Origin of the sequence: Niveibacterium sp. COAC-50 (genome assembly GCF_013184235.1) — a bacterium.
Classification (GTDB): domain Bacteria; phylum Pseudomonadota; class Gammaproteobacteria; order Burkholderiales; family Rhodocyclaceae; genus Niveibacterium; species Niveibacterium microcysteis.
The window spans coordinates 405,421-431,172 of the sequence record NZ_JABCJM010000003.1 but is presented as its reverse complement, the minus strand read 5'-3'; the positions used below and the strand labels follow the sequence as shown (position 1 = coordinate 431,172).

Genomic DNA, 25,752 nt, shown 5'->3' with positions numbered 1-25,752 from the left:
GGCCTGCTTAGCTGTCGCGGCGGCGGACCACGCCCGCCGACATGGTGGCGACTTCGTCCTGATGCACCGGGATCTGGTGATCCTCAAGAACGAGTTCGTAGGGGAGTTGCGTGAGGTCGGCAACCGGGCCTTCGGCCTGGGCTTCCACACCACCCAACAGAGACAGCAGTGAAAGGCGGTAGCTCGCCGGCGCGAACCCGCCACCCAGCACCAGCCGCTGCGCGGGCGCTGTTTCAGCGACGTTGATCAGCCGGTCGGTGAGCTTCCACAGCAGCGACAGGTCTTCCGATTCGGGCGCGAGGTTCTGGTCGACCGTCTGCGGCGTCGGCAGGCTGTTGTCCGCTTCCATGCGTTGCACGTCTTCGGATAGCGCGCTTTCGGCACGGTCCAGCAACTCATGACCGCCGGCGACAAACTGCGTCTGCGGTGCGGCACCGAGGGCGTTGTTTGCCAGTGCGGCGATCTCGGCGGTCGACTTGCCGCGCAGCCAGACCATCACGTCCGATGAGGACACGCCCGATTCGCCCAAGGTGACGCGTTGCGATTCGATCTTGTTGAGCGCGCGCTGGAAGGCGGCATCAACCCGCGCAAGCTTGCTCTGTGCGAGGCCGATCGCATGGGCGACGCGGCCGATCTCGGGCGTTACCTCTTCGACATCAAGCAGGGAACGCAGGATGCCGGTGCCCTTGTCGAGCCAGCGCATATTGGCCGAGAGGCGGCTGCGGGCTTCGACGATGCGGAATTCGGAACCGGAGGCGATCGCTTCCTCGAAGGACTCGCTCAGCGCATTGAGCTTGGCGAGCAGGTGTTGCAGCACTTCGGGCGTGACCGTGCCCGTTACCTGCATGCCGGCGAGCTGGGTGGTCAGGAAGCCCAGTTCGGCGTCTTCGTCCTCGCCGAAGCGCAGCAGCACGGACACTGCCGCCATTGCGTTGCGGCCGGCATCAGTGAGCTGGTACTGGCGGTCTTCGCCGAACACCATCAGGCCGTTTTCGCGCAAGCGCGCGAGCACGGTTTCGAGCTTGATCGGGTCGAGGTAGGCGAAGTGGCGGCGCAGTTCGTCTGGGCCCCAGCGTGGGGTCTCGGCGCGGCCGCCCATCTCGCGCAGCACATGCAGGCGGATGAAGACTTCTTCCTCGCCACCGCGGAACAGCGTGATGAAGGCGGCGATCAGTGACTGCGCGCGGGCCAGCGACCACAGCGCTGGCACATCGTCGAGCGTGACGCCGGCAGCGAGAAAGTCATCCAGCGCACCGCCATCCACCGCGGCCTGCCATGAATCGGTCTGCGCCATGGTGGCGTGACGGCGCGTGCCGCCAGCGTCAGTGGCGGTCTTGCGCGGCTGCGCCGGGTCGTGGATGTGTGCGTCTTGCATGCAGGGCGGGGCGGGCAGTACAGCCGCCCCGGTCTCCTTAGACGCCTTGCTTGAGGCTGGCCTGGATGAAGCCTTCCAGGTCGCCATCGAGCACAGCTTGCGTGTTGCCGACTTCGTAGTTGGTGCGCAGATCCTTGATGCGCGACTGGTCGAGCACATAGGAGCGGATCTGGTGACCCCAGCCGATGTCGGACTTGGTGTCTTCCAGCTTCTGCTGTTCGCTCTGGCGCTTGCGCAGTTCGGCCTCGTAAAGCCGCGCACGCAGCATCTGCCAGGCCTCGTCGCGGTTGCGGTGCTGCGAACGGTCGTTCTGGCACTGCACAACGATGCCGCTGGGGATGTGCGTCAGGCGCACCGCGGAGTCGGTCTTGTTGATGTGCTGACCGCCCGCACCCGAGGCGCGGTAGGTGTCGGTACGCACATCGGCCGGGTTGATCTCGATCTCGATCGAATCATCCACTTCCGGGAACACGAACACCGAGCAGAAGCTCGTATGGCGGCGCGCGTTGGAATCAAACGGGCTCTTGCGCACCAGGCGGTGGATGCCGGTCTCGGTGCGCAGGTAGCCGTAGGCATACTCGCCGCTGACCTTGATCGTGGCACTCTTGATGCCGGCGACTTCGCCTTCGGATTCTTCCAGCAGTTCAACCGTGAAACCCTTGCGCTCGCAGTAGCGCAGGTACATGCGTTCGAGCATGCCGGCCCAGTCTTGCGCCTCCGTGCCGCCCGCGCCGGATTGGATTTCGATGAAGCAGGGGCGCGGATCCATCGGGTTGTTGAACATGCGGCGGAATTCGAGGCCGACTACGACCTCTTCGACACCGCTGACATCGGCGTCGACTGCCTCGACGGTGTCCCAGTCTTCCTCGGCCTGGCCCATCTCGAACAGCTCACGGCAGTCGGTGATGCGCGCGACGATGTCGTCGAGCGTGAGTACCACGCCTTCGAGGGTCTTCTTTTCCTTGCCTAGTTCCTGGGCCCGCGCGGCGTCATTCCAGACGTTCGGGTCTTCCAGTTCGCGATTGACTTCTTCGAGACGGCGATGCTTGGTCTCGTAGTCAAAGATACCCCCGTAGGGCGTGCTCGCGGGTCTTCAGATCCTCGAGCTTGTTGGCGATCGCGTTGATGCGTTCTGCGTCCATATCAGCCTCCGATGAACCGATTCGAGGAGGCGGGCACCCCCTTGGGGGGCAGCGCACGCTGCAAGCGTGGGGGCCGGGCCATGGGCGCGCTCCAGACGAATTCGGAAAAACCGCAAATTATACATTGCAAGGCCCGGCACACGCGCAGGCCTTGCTACGGTTGGCGTGAGGCTGTCCGATTTACTGCCCGGGAGGCTGGCGAATGGGCTTCGGCGCGACGAGGAGGTCGTGCGGGCGCTGCGCGATGTGTCGCAGCACCCGCCCGAACAACTGCCGGCTGTAGCCGAAGCGCACCTTGCGCGATTTCATCGCGGTGTAGAGGGCAAGGCTGAAGCTGACCAGCAGGTTCGTCAGGCCGATCGCCGCAACGCCGACACCGCAGCTGACCAGCAGGTAAAGCGGCACATCGAAACCGAGCGCCGTGATGCCATAGGCGAAGTTGGCGGCGCCGAACGTGACATGGCGGATATCCAGCGGCAGGCCGAGCAGGAAGCCGATCGTGCCCATGCAACCCAGCATGCAACCGAACAGGAAGTTGCCCATCAGCGCGCCGAGGTTGTTTTCGATGTAACCCGCCATGCGGTTCAGGCGTGCCTCACCAAGCCAGCGCCGCAGCCGCGGGATCTGGCGGATGCGTTGCGGGATCCGCGCATAGACACATTTGTTGTCGTAGTAGCCCGAGATCAGGCCGGCCAGGAACAGGCAGACGCCGGCCACCGCAGCGTGGGGGATGGCCATGCTCATGACCGGGCGCAGGTCGTGCAGCAAGGAGTTGGCCTTGGTGGCGTCCACGATGGGCTGCCCGAACAGATAGGGCCAGGCGAAGCCGATGCCGAGGCAGACCGCAAACGCCACGATCACGTTGCCAAGGATCGCGATGAACTGGCTGCGCAGCACATCGATGATGAGCGTCTCCAGGCGATCGAGCGGCGGCTTGCCGTCCTTGGCTTCGTCCATCGTGGCGGCGATCAGTGCGGCGGTCATGGCCGGCTGCTTGGTCGCAATCGTGAAGTGGAACAGGTGCACCACGATGAAACCCAGCCCGTAGTTCAGGCTGAATGCCACGGCTTCCCATAGCGGTGGCAGATGCGCCTTGGCGCTGAAGATCTTGATGATTGCCATGAAGGCGACGATCAAGCCGGCGCCTGCCGCCGCGCGAAACAGCTGATTCTGCTCGGCCGCGTTGCTGGCGACGTAGTGCTCGCCCGTGCGGCTGGCGTGTTCGGTGACCTGCAGAGCGAGCAGGTCGGTCACGCGCACCAGCACCGCGCGTACGCTGTTCTTTTCCGACTCGTGTTGCAGCAGTTCGCGGAAGAAGGCGAGCTTGCGTTGCTGCTGGGCTTCGGAACTGTCGGGTGCTGCAAGGCGCACCAGCGTGCGCATGCGATCGATGGTTTGGCCGGCGCGCTGCGCGTCGTAAGTCAGTGCGATGCTCGCGCCTCCCTGCCGCGCGAGCTTGCGGATCCGCGCAATGTGCTTCTCGCATTGATCGAGCAGCACATCGAGGTGGCTTGCATCCGGCCATGGCAGCGTCGGGTCGGCGAGTGCGGCGAAGGCTGCCGCCGACAGCGCTTGGACTTCGTCGGTCTGGGCTACGAAGGGGGATTCACGCGAGGCCGCGTCGCTGTCGTAGCGAAGGAAGTCGGGCTCGAGGCCAATCGAGGCGAGACGGAACGAGAGGATCCGAAGCGCCTCGATCATTTCGCCGTCCATCCGGCGTTCGTTGGCGGTGCGTGCGCTGCCAAAGCCGATCACACGCAGCAGTTCAACGATGACCTGTTCCGGAAGCTCGGTGATCCAGTGTTGGTCACGCGCTTCGCGGACCAGTGCGGCGAAAAGGTCCTGCAGGTAAGTGTCGTCGTGTGCCGGCGGCAGGATCTTGGCCACCAGGCGTTTGGTGATGGCGCCGACGATGCTGTCGTTGGTCAGAATGCCGAGGTCGGCGAACAGCGAGCGCTGCACGCGCGTGGCGAACACTTCGGAGAGGTAGCTGCGCAGCCCTTCGGCCAGGTGCGGCCGCGTCTGCAGCACGGAGATCATCGCCCGCAAGCGTTGGGTGGCCGCGCCGGGGGCTTCAAGTTCGCGCGGGCGCAGGCTGGCAATGATTTCCAGCAACGCGTCGGCCGAACGTTTGTCGGGCGAGGCGGCAATGTCCTCCAGTATCGGTACGAGTGCTCTCATCGGGTTCTCGGATACACGCAGGACGGACTATTCTGGCACACTGTCGGAGAACGATCCGCTTCCCGGCGAGACGTCAGCCTCAAAACTTGGTAAAGTGCCGCCCCTTTCGCGGGTGGCAAGCATTGCCTCCGTTTCCAGATTGCGGAGACGTACGAAGATGGATGAAGCAGACGTTGCCCAGCAGGAAGTCGAGCTGAGCCTCAAGTTGGCGCTGGAGCGCAAGGAGCCGTCGTTGGCGGCGACCGGTGTGTGCCACTTCTGTGGCGAAACGCTGACCGAAGGGCAGAAATTCTGCGATAGCGACTGCGAGGAAGACTACCGTCGCCTGCAGTGGCAGAAATCACAGCGCGTCCGCGGCTAAGGCCGTAACGCGCAAGCATCACAAGGAAAAGACATGGCCCGCATCACGGTTGAAGATTGCCTGAAGACGATTCCGAATCGTTTCGAAATGACCCTCGCTGCCGCCATCCGCGCGCGTCAGCTTGCCCGTGGCCACACCCCGCAGGTGGATGGCAGCAAGAACAAGTTTGCCGTCACCGCGCTGCGCGAAGTCGCCTCGGGTCACATCGACCGCAGCATCCTCTCGAAGCTCGAAGCCTGACAGCTTCAGGGCGGGCGCCACGCCGCCCGCTGATTGAACCGGCCGCTTGAGCGGCCGGCTCGGTCCAGTGTTTCAATCCTCAGCCTCGGCGAGAAGCTCAGCTTCTCCGGCCGGGGCTTTGGTCGTTTCCGTTGCGTAGAGCTGGCGGAAGCGCAGGCGTTGCGGGTAGGGGAAGAAGTCCTCGACGTAGCCCTCGCGGATCTTGCGCTGCGTGTCCTGCCAGAACGACGCGTCGAGCAGGTCCGGGTGGTATTTCATGAAGGCTTGCCGAACCTTGGGCAGGCCGAGCAGGAAGGTGCCGAATTCCTCCGGGAATACGTCGTTGCGTGCGACCGAGTACCACGCCTCGCCACTCATCTCGATATCCTCGTTCGGCGCGGGCGGGATGCGGCGGAAGTTGCAGTCCGTCATGAACTCGATTTCGTCGTAGTCGTAGAACACGACGCGGCCATACCGGGTAACACCAAAGTTCTTCCACAGCATGTCGCCCGGGAAGATGTTGGCCTGCGCCATCTCGCGGATCGCACTGCCGTATTCCTGAACCGCGTGGTCGGTCTGTGCCGCGTCGGCTTTCTCCAGAAACAGATTCAGCGGGGTCAGGCGGCGCTCGATGTAGAGGTGCTTGATGACGATCGTGTCGCCTTCTTCCTCGACACTTTCGCTGCAAACGTCGCGCAGTTCTGCCACGAGGTCCGGATGGAAGCGATGGCGGGGTAGCGCGACGTCTGAGAACTCGAGCGTGTCGGCCATGCGGCCCACACGGTCCACCTGTTTCACCATCTGATACTTGCGTTTGACGGTGGCGCGGTCCATTTCCTTCTGGATTGCGCGCTGGTCCTTGATGATCTTGAACACGTAGGGATACGAAGGCAGCGTGAACACCGCCATCACCATGCCGCGGATACCAGGCGCGACGATGAACTGGTCGTTCGAATGCAGCAGGTGCGCGATCAGATCGCGGAAGAACATCGTCTTGCCCTGCTTGCCGAGGCCCAGCATCGTGTAGAGCTCGCTGCGCGGCTTGTTCGGCATGATCGAGCGCAGGAAGTGCACATAGCCGGAGGGCACTTCCATGTCGACCAGGAAGTACGCGCGTGACAACGAGAACAAGAGCGAAATCCGCCACGGTTCGAGCAGGATCGTATCGATGTACAGCCGCCCTTCGGGGTTGTGTCGCACGACCACGGCGAAGGGGGTTTCGACATAGCCGTTGATCGCCTTGCCGATGATGTAGGCGGCCTTGTTCCGGTAAAACGGCGAGTAGAGCACCTGAATCTGGCTGTTCACCTCGCGCGCAGGCCATTCGCCAAGATGGGCCTCAACGGTGCGAAGAATGTGCTCGACGTCGCGGTCGAGATCTTCGAATGGCACCTGCCACGCAAAGTCTTCGATGATGCGTTTGACGCTGGCCCGCATCCCCCCTTCGTGGGGGTAATAGCTTGAGTAGGTGGGTGGGTAGGACTGGATGTACTCGGTCGAAATCGCCGGCCGCGCAAAGATGTAGTCGTTGTGAAAGTAGGTGCGGTGCAGGATCTTGCAGCACACCGAGTTGAAGAAGGTCTCGGCCAGCTCGGGCTGCTTGTGGTTGATCAGAAAGCCGATGTACAGCAGTTTGGCTTGCTGCCAGGTGCGATCGTCGATGCGATCGGCGTGGAATTCGGCGTGCATGCGCATCACCGTTTCGTTCACACGATCGTCGTAGAACTGCACCCGTTCCCGTACTGCCCGCAGCTCACCCTGCCAGTCGGCCTGTTCGAAGCGCTGTTTTGCGCTGCGAGAGGTCTCGCTGAAGATGCGGTAGTGGCGGTTGAAGCCGTCGATAAGCGCTTGCGCAATGGCCAGCGCGGTGTTGTTGTCCGCTGCCGGAACGTCCATGCCGTCTCCCCCGGTGGTGTCCGTTTGTGCTCTGCACACAAGGGGATTCTAGCCCGCTGCGCATGGGCTCGGGGATGCGTGGTTTCCCGCGCTACTGGTGCGCGATCACCTGATTGCGGCCATGCTGCTTGGCCTGGTAGGCAGCGGCGTCCGCGCGCCGGAAGAGGGCCTCGAAGTCTTCGTCGGGTTTCAAAGCCGCCACGCCCATGCTGCAGGTAACCGGGATGTCGCTCGGGCGGAGCCCTTCGATGTGCCGCCGCATGCGGTCGGCGCCAAGCGCCGCTTGCTTGACGTCGAGGCCCGGCAGCAGCAACAGCAACTCTTCGCCGCCGTAGCGAACGGCAACATCCTCGGATCTCGCGCCGTTGCGCAGCACGCTGGCCACGGCGATCAGCACCTTGTCGCCCGCGGCATGGCCAAAGGTGTCGTTGATATGCTTGAAATGGTCGAGGTCGATCAGCACCAAGGACAGCGGCTTGTGCGTGCGGCGGCTTTCTGCCATGAGTTCGGGCGCGAGTTCCTCTAGGCGGTGGCGGTTGTAGAGCCCGGTCAGGCGGTCGCGCTGGGCCATGTCCTTCACCATCTGATGCTGCGCATCGAGGCTCGCAAACAGATCGGACAACGTAATCAGGTTGCGAAGCCGGACTTCGAGTTCCTCGGGCAGTACCGGCTTGTGCACGAACTCGTTGGCGCCTGCGCGCAGAATCTCGATCCGCTGGCCCGCGTTGTCGCTCGCGGACAGGGCAAGAATCGGCGTGCGCCCCGCGGCGCCGGGGCGCGCGCGTATGAAGTGGATCAGGTCGAGGCCCGTTTGCAGACCGGCCAGAACGAAGTCGGTGACAACCACACTGAAGCTGCGATGGCGAAGCGCATCGACGGCGGCTTCAGCCGAAGCCTTGACCTCCACCGTCAAACCCATGTGTTGCATGATTTCGCGGCAGAAGCGGGCGGTCGCTTCGTTGTCCTCGACCAGCAACACGCTGCCATTGAGCCGCCGGGTTGCGCTCGCTGTCCATGTATCGACGTACGCTTCAAAGGCCGCTTGGTTCGACTTGTGAAAACAGGCCGAGAAACCGGCGGCGAGCGCAGCGTCGATATGGGCCTTTTCGCGGTCGGACGTGATGGCGACGAAGCTCACTACGTTTGACCTCTGGCGGGCCCGGGCGCACATCAAAAGCTCGGTGGCGTGCATGTCGCCGAGTTCGAGCGCGACACAGGCGAGGTCGAAGTCTTCGCGTTCCAGTGCGATCAAGGCTTGGCAACCGTTCTCAACGGTCTGCACCTCGATGTTTCGCGCCAGGAAGATCGATCCGAACACGTTGCGCATGAAGCGCGAAGGGTCGGCGACAAGTACTTTCACGCGGGCTCCGGTGGGGTGGCAGGGGCGATATTCCACCCCGCACAGCCACGATTACGGCAAGCGAGCCAAAATCCTTGAAGGCTCGCCTGCCGCAGGGCACTCAGCGTGTCGGCTGGAAGGCCGGATCGCCCATCTGCCAGAGGAAGAATGACCACACGTCCGCCGTTTCGTCGAGCGCCTGCCCGACGTTCGAGCCGATGCCGTGGCCGGCGTCGTAATCGACGCGCAGAATCACCGGTTTCCCGTTCGGGTTGGCGGTTTGCAGCCGCGCGGCGAATTTTCCGGGCAGCCATGCGTCAACGCGTGGATCGTTCGCACCGGTGGTGACGATGACGGCCGGGTAAGCCACACCATCCTTCACGCGGTGGTACGGGCTGATCGCATACATCGACTTGAAGTGGTCCGGGTTCTTGACGGTGCCGAACTCTTCGATGTTGGGCGGGCCATTCGGCGTGGTTTCCATCCGCAGCATGTCGGAAATGCCCACTGCGCTCTGCGCCGCGGCCAGCAGATCCGGGCGTTGTGTGATTGTGCCGCCAATCGTGATACCGCCGGCGCTGCCACCAACGCCCGCCAGCGTTGCGGGTGAGGTGTAGTGGTTCGCGATCAGCCATTCCGCGCAGGCGATGAAGTCGCTGACGGTGTTCTGCTTGGTCTGGATGTAGCCGCCCTGATGCCAGTCTTCGCCCAGTTCGCCGCCGCCGCGTACATGGCAGACTGCCTGCACGCCGCCGCGCTCCAACCACGCAAGCCGGGTAGCGGCGAAGCGTGGTTCCATCGAGATACCGTAGGCGCCGTAACCAGACAGGATGGTCGGGCGCTTGCCGTCATGCGCGACGTTCTTCTGCGACAGGATCGACAGCGGCACCATCGTGCCGTCATGGCTCTTGACCATCACGCGCTGGGCTTCGACGCCCGAGGTATCGACCTTGAGCGGCTTCTGCAAGCTGGTCGATTCTGCGCGTTTGCCCGTGATCTTCAAGACTTGAGCCGGGCGCGTCCAGCCTTCCAGGCGCACAAGCACGCTGCCGTCGTTCCCGGGGCTGATCTCGCGCACCGTGCCGTCGAAGGGAAGTGCGACGCTGCTGACCTTGCCGGACTTGTCCACTTTGAACAGGCGGCTCACGCCACCATCCAGGGCTTTCACGAAGACGGCGTCCTTGGCGGCGATCGGGGCTTGCAGCACGGCGTCGCTCGCGGGCATCGCAACAGTGGCCTTGCCGCTGGCGAGATCGAACTTGAGCAATTCGCGGCGCGAAGCCCGTTTCTGCGTGACCGCGTAGACCGAAGAGCCCGACAGCACCGCATGGGTGACCTTGTCGTCAGGGCCGATGATGCGGCGCCATGGTGTGTCGCCGGTTTTCACCGTCTCAAGCGGGGCGATCCAGTAGGAGCGATTGACCGAGTCGCCATGCAATACCTCGGCCAGCACCCACTTCGACCCCTTTGAAGTACTCAGATACGGAAGGTCGGCAAGGCCGAATTCGCGCGACGGCGTGGCGCCCCAGCCGAACACGGCCACATCTTTGGCTGGATCATTGCCCAGGTGGTGCAGGAAGACGGCGCTCTTGTTGTAACGCTCGTCGGCGGGGTGGCGGTTGTAGTAGAAGCTCTTGCCATCCGGCAGCCAGGCAATGCCCGGCTCATTGAGGCCGGCGCGGTCGATCGCGTCGCCGAGTAGCTTGCCCGTCGCGACATCGATGATGCGCAGCACGCTGTTCTCCGAGCCGCCCATCGAAATGCCCACGGCAAGCAGCTTGCCGTCGGGCGATGCGCTGTACCAGTCGATCGCGTGGTGGCCACCTTCGCCCGGCATTGAATCCGGGTCAAGCAGCAGGCGCTCGGCGCCGTCGCTACCCTTGCGCACCCAAAGCTTGCGGGCGTTTTCGCCGGGTGCCCGCTTCAGGTAGAAGACCTTGCCGGCAGCTTGCTCATAGCCGCCGGTGATTTCGCCGAGATCAGCCAGTTCGCCGAGGCGCTTGCGCAGCGCGTCGCGGCCGGGGATCTTGGTCAGCACGCCGTTGGCGTAGTCGGCCTGCGCCTTGAGCCAGGTCTGGAACTCCGGCGACTTCATGTCCTCCATCCAGCGATACGGATCGACGACGGACACGCCGTGATAGACGTCGGTGACGGGGATCTGTGGCGTTGCCGGTGCAGCGGCGAACGAGAGGGCGGGCAGCGCGATCAGCGCGGCAGCCAGGGCGTGGTGTCGCATCGTCTCTCCTTGTGGGATGGCTCGGCGCGGGCTGCGCCGGCGGCAAGGGGGCAATGCTACGACAGGCGCGCGCTGGCTGGATGTCGTTATGTATCGGGTGGCGTGCTCAGCGGGCAACGCCCAGCAGTTCGTCGATATGCGCGAGCGCCGAGTCGTCCTTCACGACTTGGCGCAGCCAATCGTGCAGCGGCATGTTGGCCCAACTGGCGGCCTTGTCGGCCAGGTAGGCGACCGGGCTGTGCGGTTCGGTCTGCCGGAAGTACTCGGCCACCTGCGTGAGCATCGCGACCGCGTCGGCGCGCGTCATCGCGCCCGCTTGCCGCGGGGCGTGGTGGGCCACTGGCGCGTGTGCCGTATGCGCCGGTGCGTCGTTGGCGGGCGCTTGGCTGACGAGGGCGCCGGTGTTGCCGCCGCGCTCAAGGATCAGACGGCTGACCAGGTGGTGGATGCGCTCATGCAGTTCGCGCAACAGGCGGAAGGAGGGCGCGTCGGCACCCAACACGGTATCGGCGGCGCGATCCAGCGCGCGGATCGCCTGGTCGAGCGCATCGAGTGCGTCGCGCGTCGCATCAAGGCGGGAAAGCGGCGTGCCGCGCGCCGCAGCGTCCCAAGCGACGGCCAGGGCCGCGTGTTCGTGTGGTTCGCTGTCTTCACCGCGTGCGCCCGCGGCACGGGCACGTTCGTGATCGTCCCAACTGAGCGCGCCACCGTCGCCTTGCAGCAGGGGTGCGGTCTTGAGCACATCGAGTGCGCGCTGGATCAGCCAGCCGAGTGCGCCGGCACGTTCTTCGGCATCCCCGCCTTCGGGTAGCGGGTGCAGCGTGTCGGGATAGGCGTCGAGCAGGCCGGCCGCGAGTTGCAGGCCTTCGGCGAGCCCGCCAAAACCGTGCAGGCGGCCATTTGCTTCGGCGTAACGGGCGGCTACGCGCAGATCCTTGGTACGTTGGGTCAGCAGGTTGGTGGCGATATCGATGACGCGGCGCCAGTCTGCGACTTTCAGTGTGGTGACCCATTCACCCTGATCCAGGGACGGATCGTCCTCGCGGCGGGCCTCGTCGAGGGCGTCGAATTCCGTGGAAAAGGACATGTCCTCGCCGGTGCTGCTATGGCCCGGCAGGGGGGCAAGCAGCGGGGCCAACAGGGCGGCGTGGTCGAGTGGTGCGCTCATGGGTCGAATCTCCGGGTAGTCCCGGAGATTCTAATGTCATGCCGATGCACGCCCCCGTGATGCCATTCGCATTGCGCGCCGAATCACGCGTGTGCGGGCCTGGGTTTGGCGAAACGCGCGCGCAGGTCTTCGAAGCCGAGGTAGATCACCGGCGTGATGAACAGCGTGATCAGCTGTGAAAAGACCAGGCCACCCACCACGGAGACGCCGAGCGGCTGACGTAGTTCAGCGCCGGCACCGATCCCCAGCGCGATCGGAAGTGCGCCGGCCATTGCCGCGAGCGTGGTCATCGTGATCGGCCGGAAGCGGAGCGCGCACGCTTGCCGGATCGCCTCCAGCGGCGAGGCTCCGGCGCGCTGAGCCTCAAGGGCAAAGTCGATCATCATGATCGCGTTCTTCTTCACGATACCGATCAGCAGCACGATGCCGATACTGGCGATGATCGTCAGCTCCATGCCGAACAGCCGCAGGGTGAGCAGCGCACCGACGGCGGCTGAAGGCAGCCCGGCGAGAATCGTGATCGGGTGGATGTAGCTTTCGTACAGCACGCCCAGCAATACGTAGATGACAAGGATCGCCGCGCCGATCAGCACCACCTGTGCGCCTTGCGACTGCTGGAAGGCCGCCGCGTCACCGGCGAACGAGGTCAGGATGCCCGATGGCAGGCCGATGCGGTGCTCGGCGTCGCGAATGTGGCGCGTCGCTTCACCCAGCGCCGCGCCCGGGGCAAGGTTGAACGACACGGTTACCGCCTGCAGCTGGCCCTGATGGTTGACCGAGGTCGGGCCAGCGACCCGCTTGACTTCGATCAGGTTGGCCATCGGCACCATTGCGCCCGCGCTGTTCCTGACTTGCAGCCTTCCCAAGGTGCGCTCGTCCTGCCGGAAGGCCTGTGCGAGTTCGAGGATCACCTTGTAGTCGCCCGATGAGGTGTAGATCGTCGAAACCTGCCGCTCGCCGAACGCGCTGTAGAGCGTGGTGCGCACGTCCGCGAGGGCTACGCCGTAGAGGTTTGCGCGCTCGCGGTTGATTTCGACCTGCGCATTGAGGCCCTTGAGCTGCGAGTCTGTCGTGACGTCGCGGAACAATGGATCGGCCATCAACGCCTGTTTCAGGCGGTCCGCCCAGGCGGTGAGCTCCTCGCCTCCGACGCTCTGCATGACGTACTGGAACTGGCTGCGCGACTGGCGTCCCCCAAGACGCAGGTTCTGGATCGGCGTGAAGTAAACATCGACCCCCGGAATCCCTCGCACCTTTTGCCGCAGGCGTTCGATAACCGCCGGCATCGCTTCACGCTCACCGCGCGGTTTGAGCCGCAGCCACATGCGGGCGCCAGACTCGCTGACGGCGGCTGAATAGCCCTCGACGGCTGCGTCGCCGCCGATCGCCTTCATCAAGGTTTCGCCATGTTTGAGCAGCGCTTCGAACGATGCGTCGGTGGCAGCGTCCGCGTTGACCATCACCAGGCCGGTGTCTTCCTGCGGGAAGAAGCCTTTGGGGCTCGCGGCGAACAGCCAGACGCTTGCGACCAGCGTGGCGAGTGCGCCGAGCAGCACCAGCTTGCGATGCGCCAGCGCGCGGTTCAACCCGCGGCGATAGCTGGCGAGCACCCGCTCGAACGCGTGTTCGAAGGCATTGAGCCAAGCATGCTGCGTTTGCTCCGATTCCCGCCGCATGAAGCGCGCACCCATCAGCGGAATCAGCGTTAATGACACGACCGCGGAGACCAGCACTGCGAGCGACACGACGACGGCGAACTCGTGGAAGAGCAGGCCGATCACGCCAGGCATGAAGAAGATCGGGATGAATACCGCTACCAGCGAAATCGATATCGACACGATCGTGAAGCTCACTTCGCGGGCGCCGGTGATGGCCGCCTGCAGTGGTGCCATGCCGTCTTCGATGTGACGGACGATGTTCTCCAGCACCACGATCGCGTCGTCCACGACGAGGCCAACCGCCAGCGTGAGCCCCAACAGCGAGATGTTGTCGAGGCTGTAGCCCAGCACGTACATCAGGCCCAGCGTGCCAACCAGCGAGATCGGCAGCGTGACCGACGGAATCAGCGTGGCGGCCGCGTGGCGCAGGAAGATGAACATGACGAGTACGACCAGCGCGATCGTGCCGAGCATCGTCAGCTTCACGTCGTGGATCGCGTCGCGCACCGACTGCGAACGGTCGTTGATGATCTGGATGCTGACCGAGGCGGGCATCTGGGCCTGCAGGCGCGGGAGCATCGCGCGGATGGCGTCGACGGTGGCGACGGTGTTTGCGTCGGGTTGCTTCTGCACGCCGATCACGATCGAGCGCTGGCCATCCGCCCAGCTTGCGTTGGTGGCCGTCTCGACACTGTCGATGACGGTAGCGACTTCCGAGAGCCGCACTGGCTGGCCGTTGCGGGTTGCGATGATGAGCGGCGCGAACTCCGACGCGTGACGCAGTTGCCGGTTGGCGTCGATCGTCAGCGTCTGTGCCGGCCCACGCAGTACGCCAAGCGGCGTATTGGTGTTTGCGTCGTGGATTGCGCTGGCAAGCTGGTCGAGCGTGAGGCCGCGGGCGGCGAGCTTGTCCGGGTCCGCCTGCACCCGAACGGCGAATTTCTTCTGACCGAAGTTGGAAACCTGCGCAACGCCTTCGATGGTCGAGAGCGCTGGCGCGACGAGGTTGTCGGTGTAGTCGTTGAGCTGTGCGAGCGAGAGCGATGGCGCCGTCAGTGCCATGATGAGGATCGGCGCATCAGCCGGGTTCACCTTGCGGTAGGAAGGCAGCGTGCTCATCTCGGTCGGGAGCGAGCGCTGCGCTCGCAGCAGGGCCGCCTGCACATCCCCGGCCGCGGCATCGATGTTGCGGTTCTGCGCAAATTCGAGCGTGATCGAGGTTGAGCCCTGGGTGTTGCTCGAGCTCATCGTGACCAGCCCTGCGATCGTCGAGAACTGCTTCTCGAGCGGCGTCGCAACGGAGGTGGCCATGGTCTCCGGACTGGCGCCGGGCAGCGAGGCGCTGACGCTGATGGTCGGCGTGTCGTAGCTGGGCAGCGCCGCAACCGGCAGATACGCGTAGCCCAGCAGGCCGGCAACGACGGCCGAGATCGACAGCAGGACGGTCATCACCGGCCTGCGGATGCAAAGCTCCGAAATGTTCATCGCTTGGCACCTGCCGCCGGGCTGGACTTGTCAGCATCCTTCAGTTTGGAACCCGGGCGCAGGTTCTGGCCGCCGACCAGCACGATCTGTGCGCCGGCTTCGATGCCATCAAGCACGGCGATCCGCTCGTCCTGGTAGAGGATCTTCACCGGGATCGCTTTGGCGCGCTGGGCTGCGTCCATCACGTACACGAACTGCCCTTCGGGCCCGACCTGGATCGCCTGCAAGGGCGCCGTCGGTGCGTCGACGTAGCTGTCCAGCGTGAGCGTGACGGTCACCTGTGCGCCGGGCCATAGTGTTTGTCCGGCGTTGTCGAAACGCGCCTTGACGCGGATGCCTCCGGATGTGCTGTCCACAGTGCTGTCGATGAAGCTGAGCTGGCCCGTCACCGTGCGACCCGATTCGTGTGCGCTGACGCTCACCGGCCCGCGCGCCTGCGCGGCGCGCAGCCGTGCAAGTTGCGTTTCAGGCAATGTGAAACCGACATCGATCGGGTTGAGTTGCGTAAGGGTCGTCAGCGCTTGTGCGCTGCTCGGCTGCACCAGGCTGCCAACACGGACGTTGATCAGGCCGACCCGGCCCGCCTGCGGTGCGGCGATCACGCCGTAGTCGACTGCCACCTGGGCCTCGGCGACGGCGGCGCGATTGGCCGCCACAGTCGCTTGCAGGGCATCGACGTTACTGGTGCTGCCGTCGACCACGCCTTGCGATACAAACCCGCGAGTCTTCAACTCGACGTTGCGCGCCAGGGTGCGCCGGGCATCGGCCAGCAGGGCCTCGTCGCGAAGGGCTTGGGCCTTGAGTTTGTCGAGTGCAGCGCGTTCCGCGCGGCCATCGAGCCGAAAGAGCGGAGTGCCGGCCGCAACGGTGTCGCCTTCCTTGACGAGTACCTCGCGAATCGTGCTGGCGATCTGTGCGCGCACCTCGACGCTGCTGACCGGGGTGACAAAACCGCTGGTCTCGAACATCACCGGAACCGTGCGGCGCTCGACCGCGGCGAAGCGCACGCTGATCGTCGGTTCGCCACCCTTGGCGTTGGCCGTCGGGGCCGGTTTGAAATAGGCATAGCCGGCGATGCCGGCTGCCAGGGCAAGCGCCGCGATCAGGATTTTCTTGTTGTGCATGGGGGTCGGTGTCGCGAAAAAGGTACGCCCGGAAAGCGCCGGGGCATTGCATTTTGCCAGTGCAGACGGCGTGCCGATGTGACTCTCGGTAATTGAGTTGGTTCGCAATGTAACGATTCGGCCGTTGCGCGGATAGCACGCCTTGGTGCGGTGCCGCGAAATCGGCGATAATTCAGCGCTTGGCCAGCGCGACGTTCGTGGCGCGGCCTGCAGTGCAAGGCCACGGCCACCCTCAAAGGCGGGGGCTGTTCGTGGCGCGGGGGGACGCATGGCCGTGCAGCACGCGGCAATGCGACGCGCATCAGCCTTGCCGACAATACATCCAACGACCCAATCCTGAGGAAGCAACAGTCATGAGCGCCCAGTCTTTGATCACGGTCCCGGCCGGCGGCCAGAAAATCATTCCCGGTCAGCCGACTCCCAACAACCCGATCATTCCGTTCATCGAGGGGGACGGTATCGGTGTCGACATCACCCCGGTGATGATCAAGGTGATCGACGCTGCGGTGGCCAAGGCCTACGGCGGCGCGAAGAAGATCCACTGGATGGAGGTCTATGCCGGTGAGAAGGCGACCGTAAAGTACGGTCCGGATCAGTGGCTGCCGGCTGAAACCTTCCAGGCGCTCAAGGATTACTCGGTCTCGATCAAGGGCCCGATGACCACGCCGGTCGGCGGTGGCATCCGTTCGCTGAACGTGGCGCTGCGTCAGGAACTCGATCTGTACCAGTGCGTGCGGCCGGTGCAGTACTTCAAGGGCGTGCCGTCGCCGCTCAAGCAGCCGGAACTGACCAACATGGTCATCTTCCGCGAGAACACCGAAGACATCTACGCCGGTATCGAGTGGCAGGCTGAGTCCGAAGGTGCGAAGAAGGTCATCAAGTTCCTGACCGAAGAAATGGGCGTCAAGAAGATCCGCTTCCCGGAAACCTCGGGCATCGGCATCAAGCCGGTTTCCAAGCAGGGCACCGAGCGCCTGGTGCGCGCTGCGCTGCAGTATGTGATCGATAACGATCGCAAGTCGCTGACGATCGTGCACAAGGGCAACATCATGAAGTTCACCGAAGGTGGCTTCCGTGACTGGGCCTACGCATTGGCGAAGAACGAATTCGGCGCGGTGGAAATCGACGGCGGCCCGTGGTGCAAGTTCACGAACCCGAAGACGGGTCGTGAAGTGATCGTCAAGGACGCCATCGCCGACGCCTTCCTGCAGCAGATCCTGCTGCGCCCGGCCGAATACGACACCATTGCCACGCTGAACCTGAACGGCGACTACATTTCCGACGCGCTGGCCGCACAGGTCGGCGGCATCGGTATCGCCCCGGGTGCGAACATCTCCGACAAGTACGCCTGCTTCGAGGCGACCCACGGCACCGCGCCGAAGTACGCTGGCAAGGACAAGGTGAACCCGGGTTCGCTGATCCTGTCGGCCGAAATGATGCTGCGCCATCTGGGCTGGAAGGAAGCGGCCGACCTCGTGATCAAGGGCATGGAAGGCGCGATCGCCGCGAAGACCGTGACCTACGACTTCGCACGCCTGATGGACGGCGCGACCGAAGTGTCGTGCTCCGCCTTCGGCGACGCGATGATCGCGCAGATGTAATCGCTGTCGGTCTCCGACACGCAACGGGCGCCCTGCGGGGCGCCCGTTTTCATTGGTGTGTCCGGACCGGCCGAAGGTGGCTTGATATCATTCGGGAATGAACTGGCTTGCGATAGAAACCTCAGGAAACGCCGCGTCGATCGCCTTGCAGGTGGGTGACTGCATCGAATCGGATGTGTTGGGTACCGGCAACGCCCCGGCCTCCGGCGAAGTGCTCGCCGGCATTGCTGCGCTGCTCGTGCGTGCAGGCGTGACGCTCGATCAACTCGATGGCATTGCGGTGGGCGTCGGGCCGGGGGCGTTTACGGGCGTGCGTGTTGCCTGCTCGGTGGCTCAGGGCTTGTCGTTGGCGAAGGGGATTCCGGTGGTGCCGGTGGTGTCACTCGACGCGGTGGCGCAGTCGGAGCCCGCTGATGCGGTGCTGGCGGTGCTCGACGCCCGCATGGGTGAGGTGTACTGGGCGCGCTACCGCCGTGACGCTGGCGGCTTGCTGCAGCGTGAGGCGATGGGCGTCTGCGCGCCAGACGCACTGGCAGTGCCTGACGATGTGCGCTGGACTGTCTGCGGCGCCGGTTTCACCGAGTATCGCGAACAGTTCTCGCCGGCCTTGCTGGCGCAGCTCGACACTGGCGATATCACGACCATTGCGAGCGCTGCGCAATTGCTGACCTGGCGCGCCGCGATGCAGGTGGAAGCCGTGGCGCCTGAGGCGCTGGCGCCGTGCTATGTGCGCGACAAGGTTGCGCTGACGACCGCCGAGCGTGTCGCAAAGGCCATGAAAGCATGAGCGGTGTTTTGCGCGTTCGGCCGCTAACTGCCGACGATCTGGACTGGGTCTGCGCGGCCGAATCGGTGTTGCATGCGTTTCCTTGGACCCGCGGAAATTTCTGCGACTCGCTTGAGGCCGGCCACGCCTGCTGCGTGCTGGAGCGCGACGGCGAACCGCTTGGTTACGCAATCTGCCTGAAGATCGTCGACGAAGCACATCTGCTCAACATCAGCGTAATGCGGGCGGTGCAGGGGCAGGGCCTTGGGCGCTGGTTCCTGGATGTGCTGGGCCACGGCCTCTGGGAGCATGGCGCGAGGCAGATGTTTCTCGAAGTGCGGCCCTCCAACGTGGCGGCTCTGCGGCTTTACGAACGTGCCGGCTTCGCGCCGATCGGCCGTCGGCGCGACTACTACCCTGCGGCGGACGGCCGCCGCGAAGACGCGATCGTCATGCGGCGGGAACTGACATCAGGTGCTTAGCCGCCCGGGCTGAAGCGCTCAGGTGCTGCGCAGGCCGTTGAAGAACACACGCGTGAGGTAGGGCGCCATGTCGGCGAGGTCGTAGTCGCCGTCCAGCACCCAGTCGTGCATCAGGCCGCCGACGAAGGCGGTCACCGCGATCGCCGCCTTGGCGGGGCTGACGTCGGGCGGCAATTGGCCCCGCGCTCCAGCGGCTTCAAGCACGGACTCGATCTGGCAACGGCAGTCCCGCTTGCTCTCTTCCTCGCGTGCGAGGTATTCGGCGAACTCCGGGCCGCCATCGAAGCCGCGGAAGAGGATTTCGAGCACCGCGCGCATCCGTGCGTCGCGCGCGATCAGTTGAAGGATCTCGCAGGCCTGGCGCTCGAGCGAGCCGAGCGGGTCTTCGCCTGGCTCGGCCACCAGGGTGTCGAGCATGGTTTCCATCGGTGACGTCGCGCGGTCACATACCGCCTCGAAAATCTCCGCTTTGTTCTTGAAGTGCCAATAGACGGCGCCACGGGTGACGCCGGCCGCACGCGCAATCATGTCCAGTGTGGTCGAGGCGACGCCCTTGTCGCAAAAAAGCGCCTCCGCTGCGTCCAGCAGTTGGGCGCGGGTGGCTTCGGCTTGTTCTTTGGTTCGTCTGACCATGATCTCGTTGTTCTACGTTGCTTTGTTTGGCGCTTCGTTGCGCTGACGCGGGTCAAGCATGTGCGGTTGATACACAACGACACGTTCCGCGATTTACAAACATTCTTGTATGTATCTAAAATCCGCCTTGCTTGTCAATTCGGATTGTCCCGGTACGCCCGGCGGCAACGCTTCTCCCCTTGCAGAGGACACCACCATGCATCCCACCCCGATTCTTCCCCCATCGGCCCGCAGCGCGTTTGCGCTGGCGGCGCTTTCGCTCGTGCTTGTTGCCTGCGGCAAGCAGGGTGGCCAGCAGGGGCATGGCGGCATGCCGCCTGCTGACGTAGCCGTCACCACGGTTGCCTTGCGCGATGTGCCGGTCGATTTCGAGTATGTCGGCCAGGTCGCGGGTTCGCGCGAGATCGAGGTACGTGCGCGCGTGACCGGCATCATTGAAAAGCGCCTGTATGAGGAAGGCACCCTGCTCAAGGCCGGGCAACCGATGTTTCTGATCGACCAGGCGCCGTTCCGCGCGCGCGTGGCTTCTGCCGAAGCGGCGCTGACGCAGGCGCAGGCGCGCCTTAAGCAGGCGGAGCGCGAGTACAACCGGATCAAGCCGCTGGCCGCTGAACAGGCCGTGAGCCAGAAGGATGCGGATGACGCTGCTTCGGCCTTCGAACTGGCGCGGGCGGCGGTGAAATCTGCTGAAGCGGATCTGACCACCGCACGCATCGACCTTGGCTATACCGAAGTCCGCGCACCGCTCGGCGGTGTCGCCGGGCGCGCGCTGAAGGTGGAGGGCGGTCTTGCTGCTGCTGGCGGCGACAGCCTGCTCGCGACGCTGGCGCAGACCGATCCGGCGCATGTGAACTACGGCGTGGGCGAGGAAGAAGCACTGCGCCTGCGCGACGAAGCCGCCAACGGCAAGCTGGTGCTGCCGAAGGACGGTTTCGCGGTGAAGCTGAAGCTCTCCGACGGCTCGATGCTTGATCGTGTGGGTCGCATCGACTTTCATGACTACAAGGCCGATTCGAACACCGGCAGCTTTGCCGCGCGTGCGAGTGTGCCGAACGCTGATGGCAAGCTGGCGCCGGGACAGTTCGTGCGCGTGATCCTGAGTGGTGCGACGCGGCCGCAGGCGGTGGTGCTGCCGCAGCGCGCGGTGCTGGATTCGCCCAATGGCAAGTACGTCTATGTGGTGGGCCAGGGCAAGGAAGGCGCGACGATCGCGCAGCCGCGCCCGGTGCAGGTGGGCGAGTGGGTCAAGCTGGAGGGTGACCTGGCCAACGCCTGGGTGATCCGCGACGGCCTCAAGCCGGGTGATCAGGTCATCGTCGATGGCACCGCCCGTATCTTCTTCCCCGGCGCGCCGATCAAGGTTGGCGGCGCAGCGCCGGCAGCCCAATCCGCCCCCGCTGGCAAGCACTGAGCCGGAGGCAAGCAGCCATGTTCTCCCGATTCTTCATAGATAGGCCGATCTTCGCCTTCGTCATCTCCATCTTCATGGTGTTGGCGGGCCTGGCGGCCATGCGCAGTCTGCCGATTGCGCAATACCCCGAGATCGCACCACCTGTAGTGCAGGTGACTGCGGTTTACCCCGGCGCCTCGGCCAACGTGCTTGAGCAGACCGTCGCTGCGACGCTGGAAAACGCCATCAACGGCGTCGAAGGCATGATGTACATGCAGTCGACCTCGACCTCCAGCGGCGTGATGACGATTGCAGTGACCTTCGAGATCGGCACCAACGTCGATCAGGCGGCGCTCAACGTCAATAACCGCGTCAAGCAGGTTGAAGCCAAGCTGCCGCTGGAAGTACGGCGCCAGGGCGTGACGGTGGAGAAGGGCTCTTCGTCCTTCCTGCAGGTGCTCGCGTTCTACTCGCCGGATGGCCGTTACGACGATCTCTACACCTCCAACTACGTCACCCTGAACGTGCTCGATGCGTTGAAGCGCATCCCGGGTACGACCAACGTGCAGATCTTCGGCGCGAAGGATTACGCGATGCGCGTGTGGATCCGCCCGGATCGCATGACGCAGCTAAAGGTGACGGTGTCCGACATCGCTGCGGCCTTGAACGAGCAGAACGCGCAGTTCGCGGCCGGCAAGGTGGGTCAGGCGCCGACCGGTGGCGGGCAGGAAATGGTCTACACCGTGACCACCAAGGGCCGGCTGTCGAGCGTCGAAGAGTTCGAAAACATCATCGTGCGTGCCAATCCGGACGGCTCCTCGCTGCGTCTGAAGGATGTCGCACGCGTCGAACTGGGCTCGAAGGACTACGACTTCATCGGCCGCATCAACGGCCATCCGGCAACCCTCGTCGGCATCTTCCTGCAGCCTGGTGCCAATGCACTGGATGTGGCGGCGGAGGTGAAGAAGACCGTGTCCGGCATGTCGGAGCGCTTCCCGCAAGGCTTTACCTACAGCGTTCCTTACGACACCACGCGCTTCGTCGAAGTCTCGATCCGCGAAGTGCTCAAGACGCTTGGCGAAGCAATGGTGCTGGTGTTCCTTGTCGTCTTCCTGTTCCTGCAGAACTGGCGTGCGACGCTGATCCCGACGCTGGCGGTGCCGGTATCGCTGATCGGCACCTTCGCCGGCCTGCATCTGCTCGGCTATTCGATCAACACGCTGACGCTGTTCGGCATGGTGCTGTCGATCGGTATCGTCGTCGATGATGCGATCGTGGTGCTCGAAAACGTCGAACGGATCATGCACGAGGAAGGGCTGCACGCCCGCGAGGCGGCGATCCAGGCGATGAAGGAAGTGACTGGCCCGGTCATCGCGATCGTGCTGGTGTTGTGTTCGGTGTTCGTGCCGATTGCCTTCCTGGGTGGCCTGACTGGCGAGTTGTTCCGTCAGTTCGCGATCACGATTTCGATCTCGGTCACGCTGTCGGGCATCATCGCGCTGACGATGACGCCAGCACTGTGCGTGTTGATTCTCAAGCACGAGCACAAACAGACCAACCCGTTCTTCCTGCGCTTCAACGACTGGTTCCACCGTGCCACCGGCCGCTACATCGGCGGCGTGACCTGGGTGATCCGTCGCTCGGGCATCGGTGCGGCGCTGTTCCTCGGCATGGTTGCGGTGACGGCGGGGCTGTGGAAGTTCACGCCGGGCTCGCTGGTGCCGGACGAGGACCAGGGCTTCTACATCTCGGCGGTGTTCCTGCCGGACGGCGCCTCGCTTGAGCGCACCGACAAGGTCGTCAAGCAGGTCATCGACGCGGTGAAATCCAACCCTGCCAACCAGGACGTCGTGGCCTTCACGGGTTTCGACTTCATCGGTGGCGGTTACAAGAACAGTGCCGCGACGCTCTTCGTCACCCAGAAGCATTGGGACGAGCGCAACGTGCCGGTGACCGCCCTGGTCGGCGAGCTGTATGCCAAGACCGCGGGCATCAAGGAGGCGCTGGTGCTGGCCTTCCCGCCGCCGGCGATCTTTGGCTTGGGCAGCACCGGTGGCTTCGAGTTCTACATCCAGAACCGTGGTGACGGTGGCTCGAAGAAGATGGCCGAGGTTGTTGGCGCGTTCCAGGCCGCGGCTTCGCAGAGCAAGGTGCTCGCTGGCGTGCAGACGCTGTGGCGCGCCAACTCGCCGCAGCTGTACGTGGACGTGGATCGCAACAAGGCCAAGGCGCTGGGGGTGAATATCGACGATGCGTTCAACACGCTCGCAGCGTCCATGGGCACCTACTACGTCAATGACTTCAACAAGTCGGGACGTGCCTGGCAGGTGCTGATGTCGGCCGATTCGAGCTATCGCAAGCGGCCGGACGACATCGGGCGCATCTACGTGAAGAGCAGCAAGGGCGGGATGGTGCCGCTGTCTGCCTTCGCCCATGTCGACTACACCGCGGGCCCCGATCTGCTGGAGCGCTACAACAACCTGCCGGCCGTGAAGCTGCTGGGCAATGCCGCACCGGGCTACAGCTCGGGCCAGGCCATCGCCGAAGTGGAGCGGATCGCGAAGGAAGTGCTGCCGCCGGAGTTCAGCTACGACTGGACGGGCTCGTCCTACCAGGAGAAGCGGTCTTCGGGCACCTCCGGTCTTGCGCTGGGCATGGCGGTGGTGATGGTTTTCCTGATCCTGTCTGCTCTGTACGAGAAATGGTCGCTGCCGCTGTCGGTGCTGCTGGCGCTGCCGTTCGGCACCTTCGGCGCGCTGGCTGCGGTGTGGCTGCGCGGCTTCACGAATGATGTGTACTTCCAGATCGGTCTCGTGACGCTGCTGGGGCTTGCGGCCAAGAACGCGATCCTGATCGTCGAGTACGCCTTGCTGAAGAACCAGGAGGGCTTCCCGCCCGCCGCGGCAGCGATCGAAGCGGCACGCCTGCGCTTCCGCCCGATCATCATGACCTCGCTGGCCTTCATTCTCGGTGTGCTGCCGTTGGCAATCTCGCATGGCGCAGGCGCCGGGGCGCGGCAGAGCGTGGGCACCGGGGTGATGGGCGGCATGCTCGCGGCCACCTTCCTCGCGGTGTTCTTCGTGCCGCTGTTCTACAAACTCGTGATCGACCGCCGCCTGAAGACGCCGGACGATGAACTGATAGCACCCCCGCATCACCCGCTCGCCGAACTGGAGCAGGAAGGGAAGAGCCATGACTGAACGAAACAACAACGCTGACGCAATGCGCCGTGGCCGCTTTGCGCTGACGCTGGGTGCCGCCCTGGTGCTGGCCGCCTGCGCCGGTACGCCGAAGGCACCGCCGCAAATGGAACTGCCCAAGGCGGCCGAGCAAACCGCACCCGCCGCGATCACCGAGTGGTGGCACAGCTTCGGCGACCCGGTGCTGGACGCCTATGTCGCGGAAGCGCTCGCGCACAACAGCGACGTCGAACTGGCCGCCGCCCGCGTGCGCCAGTCGCGCGGTGCGCTGGCCGCGGCGCGTACGAACCTGCTGCCGACGGTGGATGTAGGTGTCACCGGCGCACGGGTGCGCAGTGCGGACGACACGCGCCAGCCGGGCCAGCCGAAGTTTGCCAACACCTTCACTGGCGGCTTCACGGTGGCGTACGAGATCGACCTGTTCGGCCGCCTTGCTGCCGAACGCGAAGTGGCAGCGCAGAACCTGGCCGCCAGCCAGTACGGCCAGGAAGTGACCCGCAGCGCGATTGCAGCGCAGACTGCACGCGCCTACTTCACGCTGCGCGCGCTGGATGCCGACGAGACGCTCTACGCCGGTACCCTGAAAACCCGCGATGAGTTGCTCGCGTTGCAGAAACGCCGCTTCGATGCCGGTGTGATCGGCGCTTACGCTTACGCGCTGGTGGAGGCCGAACGTGCCAGTGTGGCCGCGGCACTGCCGAAGATCCGTGCTGCACGGGAGCAGGCTGAAGTGGCGCTCTCGCTCTTGCTCGGCCGCAGCCCCCGCGAACTCGCGGAGCGCTTGCCGGAGCGCGGCAGTCCGGTGGATGTGCTGGCTCGCGCGCCGGAGATTCCGGCTGGGCTGCATGCGGAACTGCTGCAGCGTCGCCCGGATGTGCGTGCGGCGGAAGCGCAGCTCGCTGCGTCCAGCGCCAACGTCGAAGCAGCGCGGGCGCGCTGGTTCCCGTCAATCAGCCTGACTGGCTTCTTTGGTGGCGAAAGCGGCTCGCTGTCGGATCTGCTGTCGGGCGCGGCGCGCAGCTGGAACGTGGCCGGCGCGATTGCGCAGCCGCTGGTGGGGCTTGCACGCGTGTCGGCCGATGTGGATCAGGCCAAGGCTCAGCGTGATCAGGCGGAGCTTACCTACCGCCAGGCAGCGCGCCAGGCCTATGCCGATGCCTTGTCGGCGTTGTCGTCCGCACGTGGGGCACGTGAAGCCTTGCAGGCGACCGAAACCCTGCGCGACAGTCGTACCCGCGTCTATGAGCTGGCGGCGAAGACCTTCGGGGCAGGGCAGACCAGCCGGCTTGATCTGCTGGATGCGGAGCGCGAACGGCTGGAATCCGAGCGCCAGCTCGTGACGGCACGGCGCGACCGGCTGACCTCGCTGGTCGACGTCTATCAGTCGCTTGGCGGCGGCTGGAGCGAACAGCCGGGCAGCTAAAGCGGGACGCGCGGCGCGCGGAACCGGCCGAGCCTTGTTGAAGAGGCCTGGCCGGCTACGCGCGCCGCGTTTT

General features: G+C 64.5%; 18 protein-coding genes. 8 read left to right on the top strand and 10 right to left on the bottom strand.

Translation table 11 applies throughout. The annotated features are described in order from the left end of the window. Nucleotides 1-7: 7 nt before the first annotated feature. The 3 genes from HH302_RS15105 to HH302_RS15095 all read right to left on the bottom strand — a co-directional run bounded on the left by HH302_RS15105 (nt 8) and on the right by HH302_RS15095 (nt 4,698). Nucleotides 8-1,375 (bottom strand): hypothetical protein, encoded by a 1,368-nt coding sequence (locus HH302_RS15105; protein WP_371814721.1) that lies wholly within the window; start codon nt 1,373-1,375, stop codon nt 8-10. Between the two features lie 37 nt (nt 1,376-1,412). Further along, nucleotides 1,413-2,517, bottom strand: a protein-coding gene (prfB, locus tag HH302_RS15100; protein WP_172203056.1) for a peptide chain release factor 2 whose coding sequence is annotated in 2 segments (ribosomal slippage) — nt 1,413-2,435 and nt 2,437-2,517 — 1,104 coding nt in all. Because the reading frame shifts where the segments join, the coding sequence is not laid out codon by codon here. Nucleotides 2,518-2,697: 180 nt separating this feature from the next. Continuing rightward, nucleotides 2,698-4,698, bottom strand: a complete 2,001-nt coding sequence (locus tag HH302_RS15095) for a site-specific recombinase (protein WP_172203055.1) — start codon at nt 4,696-4,698, stop codon at nt 2,698-2,700. Nucleotides 4,699-4,855: 157 nt separating this feature from the next. Between HH302_RS15095 and HH302_RS15090 the strand changes: the two genes are divergently transcribed. Beyond that, complete coding sequence (locus tag HH302_RS15090; RefSeq protein WP_172203054.1) at nt 4,856-5,059, top strand: DUF2116 family Zn-ribbon domain-containing protein; 204 nt, start codon at nt 4,856-4,858, stop codon at nt 5,057-5,059. A 33-nt stretch (nt 5,060-5,092) separates the two neighbouring features. Then, nucleotides 5,093-5,299, top strand: coding sequence for a DNA-directed RNA polymerase subunit omega (rpoZ, locus tag HH302_RS15085; RefSeq protein ID WP_172203053.1), 207 nt, complete (start codon nt 5,093-5,095; stop codon nt 5,297-5,299). A 72-nt stretch (nt 5,300-5,371) separates the two neighbouring features. Here the strand turns inward: rpoZ and aceK are convergent, their stop codons facing one another. From aceK to HH302_RS15055, 6 genes are all read right to left on the bottom strand, one after another. Continuing rightward, complete coding sequence (gene aceK / locus HH302_RS15080) at nt 5,372-7,174, bottom strand: bifunctional isocitrate dehydrogenase kinase/phosphatase (protein ID WP_172203052.1); 1,803 nt, start codon at nt 7,172-7,174, stop codon at nt 5,372-5,374. 91 nt (nt 7,175-7,265) lie between these two features. Further along, a complete protein-coding gene (locus HH302_RS15075) occupies nt 7,266-8,534 on the bottom strand; it encodes a response regulator (RefSeq protein ID WP_172203051.1) in 1,269 nt (422 codons plus the stop codon). A 100-nt stretch (nt 8,535-8,634) separates the two neighbouring features. Continuing rightward, on the bottom strand, nt 8,635-10,749 hold the full coding sequence (locus tag HH302_RS15070; RefSeq protein WP_172203050.1) for a prolyl oligopeptidase family serine peptidase: 2,115 nt from the start codon (nt 10,747-10,749) through the stop codon (nt 8,635-8,637). 106 nt (nt 10,750-10,855) lie between these two features. Beyond that, complete coding sequence (gene tssA / locus HH302_RS15065) at nt 10,856-11,917, bottom strand: type VI secretion system protein TssA (protein ID WP_172203049.1); 1,062 nt, start codon at nt 11,915-11,917, stop codon at nt 10,856-10,858. Between the two features lie 83 nt (nt 11,918-12,000). Then, on the bottom strand, nt 12,001-15,060 hold the full coding sequence (locus tag HH302_RS15060) for an efflux RND transporter permease subunit (RefSeq protein ID WP_172203048.1): 3,060 nt from the start codon (nt 15,058-15,060) through the stop codon (nt 12,001-12,003). Then, nucleotides 15,057-16,184: an efflux RND transporter periplasmic adaptor subunit gene (locus tag HH302_RS15055; RefSeq protein ID WP_172203047.1), complete on the bottom strand. Its 1,128-nt coding sequence runs from the start codon at nt 16,182-16,184 to the stop codon at nt 15,057-15,059. Before HH302_RS15055 ends, HH302_RS15060 begins: the two co-directional genes overlap by 4 nt. A 353-nt stretch (nt 16,185-16,537) precedes the next feature. Between HH302_RS15055 and icd the strand changes: the two genes are divergently transcribed. The 3 genes from icd (at nt 16,538) to rimI (ending at nt 19,033) form a co-directional block, all read left to right on the top strand. Beyond that, a complete protein-coding gene (gene icd, locus HH302_RS15050) occupies nt 16,538-17,785 on the top strand; it encodes an NADP-dependent isocitrate dehydrogenase (protein ID WP_172203046.1) in 1,248 nt (415 codons plus the stop codon). A gap of 97 nt (nt 17,786-17,882) precedes the next feature. Then, nucleotides 17,883-18,572 carry a tRNA (adenosine(37)-N6)-threonylcarbamoyltransferase complex dimerization subunit type 1 TsaB gene (gene tsaB / locus HH302_RS15045; RefSeq protein ID WP_172203045.1) on the top strand — a complete coding sequence of 230 codons (690 nt, stop codon included), beginning with the start codon at nt 17,883-17,885 and terminating at the stop codon, nt 18,570-18,572. Further along, entirely contained in the window at nt 18,569-19,033 is a 465-nt protein-coding gene (rimI, locus tag HH302_RS15040; protein ID WP_172203044.1) for a ribosomal protein S18-alanine N-acetyltransferase, read from the top strand. Before tsaB ends, rimI begins: the two co-directional genes overlap by 4 nt. Nucleotides 19,034-19,051: 18 nt before the next feature. Here rimI and HH302_RS15035 read toward each other — a convergent pair whose 3' ends face one another. Next, nucleotides 19,052-19,666 carry a TetR family transcriptional regulator gene (locus HH302_RS15035; RefSeq protein ID WP_172203043.1) on the bottom strand — a complete coding sequence of 205 codons (615 nt, stop codon included), beginning with the start codon at nt 19,664-19,666 and terminating at the stop codon, nt 19,052-19,054. A 196-nt stretch (nt 19,667-19,862) separates the two neighbouring features. Here HH302_RS15035 and HH302_RS15030 point away from each other — a divergent pair, with 196 nt between their 5' ends. The 3 genes from HH302_RS15030 to HH302_RS15020 are packed head-to-tail and all read left to right on the top strand — an operon-like array spanning nt 19,863 to nt 25,679. Then, on the top strand, nt 19,863-21,077 hold the full coding sequence (locus tag HH302_RS15030) for an efflux RND transporter periplasmic adaptor subunit (protein ID WP_172203042.1): 1,215 nt from the start codon (nt 19,863-19,865) through the stop codon (nt 21,075-21,077). A 17-nt stretch (nt 21,078-21,094) separates the two neighbouring features. Continuing rightward, nucleotides 21,095-24,256 (top strand): efflux RND transporter permease subunit, encoded by a 3,162-nt coding sequence (locus HH302_RS15025; RefSeq protein ID WP_172203041.1) that lies wholly within the window; start codon nt 21,095-21,097, stop codon nt 24,254-24,256. Next, nucleotides 24,249-25,679 carry an efflux transporter outer membrane subunit gene (locus HH302_RS15020; protein WP_206256106.1) on the top strand — a complete coding sequence of 477 codons (1,431 nt, stop codon included), beginning with the start codon at nt 24,249-24,251 and terminating at the stop codon, nt 25,677-25,679. The genes HH302_RS15025 and HH302_RS15020 overlap by 8 nt, the downstream gene beginning before the upstream one ends. Nucleotides 25,680-25,752: the final 73 nt, after the last annotated feature.